Raw genomic sequence first — 1,921 nt, forward strand, 5'->3', positions numbered from 1 at the left:
AGGAGCTGCCGCAGGCTGTCGATCTTTTGATCTTTTTGATCTTTTGATCTTTTGATCTTTTGATCTTTTGACGCCCTCATCATCCCCCACCGTTATCGCGCACCATTCAGCCTCAGCCGTATTTGTTGTGACCCAAAGCCCTGTGCCTGACACTCGGACTCAATACTGGCCTGCTGGAGTTCCTGCGATGAATGAGTCCGTACGTTTCGAAGATAAAGTCGTGATCGTCACCGGCGCCGGTGGTGGCCTGGGCCGGGCGCATGCTTTGCTGTTCGCCCGGCATGGCGCCAGAGTGCTGGTCAACGACCTCGGCGGCTCGACCCAGGGCGAGGGCGCCAACGCCTCCGCCGCCGACCGTGTGGTGGCGGAAATTCGTGAAGCCGGTGGCATTGCCGAGGCCAACCACGACTCGGTCACCGACGGCGACAAACTGGTGCAGAACGCCCTCGACGCCTTTGGCCGTGTCGACGTGGTGGTGAACAACGCCGGGATCCTGCGCGACAAGACCTTTCACAAAATGGACGATGCCGACTGGGATCTGGTCTATCGCGTTCACGTCGAAGGCGCCTATAAAGTCACCCGCGCCGCCTGGCCGCACCTGCGCGAGCAAAACTACGGCCGGGTGATCTTCACGGCATCCACTTCGGGCATCTACGGCAACTTCGGTCAGTCCAATTACGGCATGGCCAAACTCGGCCTCTACGGATTGACCCGTACCCTGGCCATCGAAGGGCGCAAGAACAACATTCTGGTCAACGCCATCGCGCCCACTGGCGGTACGCGCATGACCGAGGGCCTGATCCCGCCGCAAGTGTTCGAACAACTGAAACCGGAACTGGTCAGCCCGCTGGTGGTGTACCTGGCCAGTGAGCAGTGCCAGGAAACGTCCGGTCTGTTTGAAGTCGGTGGTGGCTGGATGGGCAAAGTGCGCTGGGAGCGCAGCCTCGGCGCCGGGTTCGATCCACGCAGCGGTTTCTCCCCGGAAGACGTTGCGGCACATTGGCAGCAGATCTGCGATTTCAAAGGGGCGGCGCATCCCAAGGACAACATTGAAGCGCTGAAGGAAATGATGGCGAATCTGCAGAAGTATTCGCTTTAAGGGGGAGGCCATCAAGCTTGGGCTCGGTGGCTTGTTACTACTCAAGAATACGTGTTGTCAGTTACGAACCTTGGGTGCTCGCCAGTTAGGCCCCTTGACGGCAACGGGGCCGTCGCCATTGGCCAACCCCCCCTGTTCGAAGAGTCTCGCATAGGTTTCAAGTAGCTCACCGCTCGCGATAAATTCGTATCTGTAGCGCCCAAACATTCTGTCTAAGGAGGGTCTGGCCGAGCCAAGTGCGAACACGGTCAGTACATCTTCTACAGATTCATTTTTCACTATTTGCTCGACGATGCTCATGACTTACCTCCTTTCAACTGGTTCTTGAAAAACACTTCATCTTGCTTGTGCGCAGCGGCGATTGCCTCTTTGGTATAGAGCAAGAACTCATCGTCGCGAAGCTTGAAATCTTCTGGCGTGGCTGTATGTGCGTTATTCCAAAGTGGCGACTCTCTGTTGGGTTTGAAATGGTCACCAAGGCTCAGCGCGGAATCTCTCGAGTTCGCGTATCTTGGGGTGTAATAACGTAAATCGATATCGGTGACTATGAAGTCTCCGATTAAAATTTTCTCAAGACGCTGAATAATGATGTCGTTGGCGTCTGATTGGTCAAGCCTCGCGATATGTAATTTCACCGCATCAATGCCGGCTTGAGTGATAACCGCCGCCCGCCAATCCAGATCAAGTATTGGCCCACCCGCTTCTTCGGGATTGAAATCACGGCCACTGTATTTACCCTTTATGGTTGCTCCGGCAAGGACTGCTGTTCACCACATAAAGCGGCGCGTTGACGTGGCGATTGAATGGATCGCGGCCATAGAA

At 55.8% G+C, this 1,921-nt stretch carries 3 protein-coding genes; 1 reads left to right on the top strand and 2 read right to left on the bottom strand.

Features of this window, described 5'->3' with window-relative positions:
• Window positions 1–187: 187 nt before the first annotated feature.
• A complete protein-coding gene (locus HT737_RS20400) occupies window positions 188–1,099 on the top strand; it encodes an SDR family oxidoreductase (protein WP_182403886.1) in 912 nt (303 codons plus the stop codon).
• Window positions 1,100–1,156: 57 nt separating this feature from the next.
• On the opposite strand, the gene HT737_RS20405 is transcribed toward HT737_RS20400, so the two are convergent.
• Both HT737_RS20405 and HT737_RS20410 read right to left on the bottom strand, forming a co-directional pair.
• Window positions 1,157–1,399 (bottom strand): immunity protein, encoded by a 243-nt coding sequence (locus HT737_RS20405; RefSeq protein WP_306287242.1) that lies wholly within the window; start codon window positions 1,397–1,399, stop codon window positions 1,157–1,159.
• A complete protein-coding gene (locus HT737_RS20410; RefSeq protein WP_182403887.1) occupies window positions 1,396–1,734 on the bottom strand; it encodes a hypothetical protein in 339 nt (112 codons plus the stop codon). Before HT737_RS20410 ends, HT737_RS20405 begins: the two co-directional genes overlap by 4 nt.
• Between the last annotated feature and the right edge of the window lie 187 nt (window positions 1,735–1,921).

It is taken from the genome of Pseudomonas sp. MD195_PC81_125 (assembly GCF_014060985.1).
In the GTDB taxonomy this organism is placed as follows: Bacteria; Pseudomonadota; Gammaproteobacteria; order Pseudomonadales; family Pseudomonadaceae; genus Aquipseudomonas; species Aquipseudomonas parakoreensis.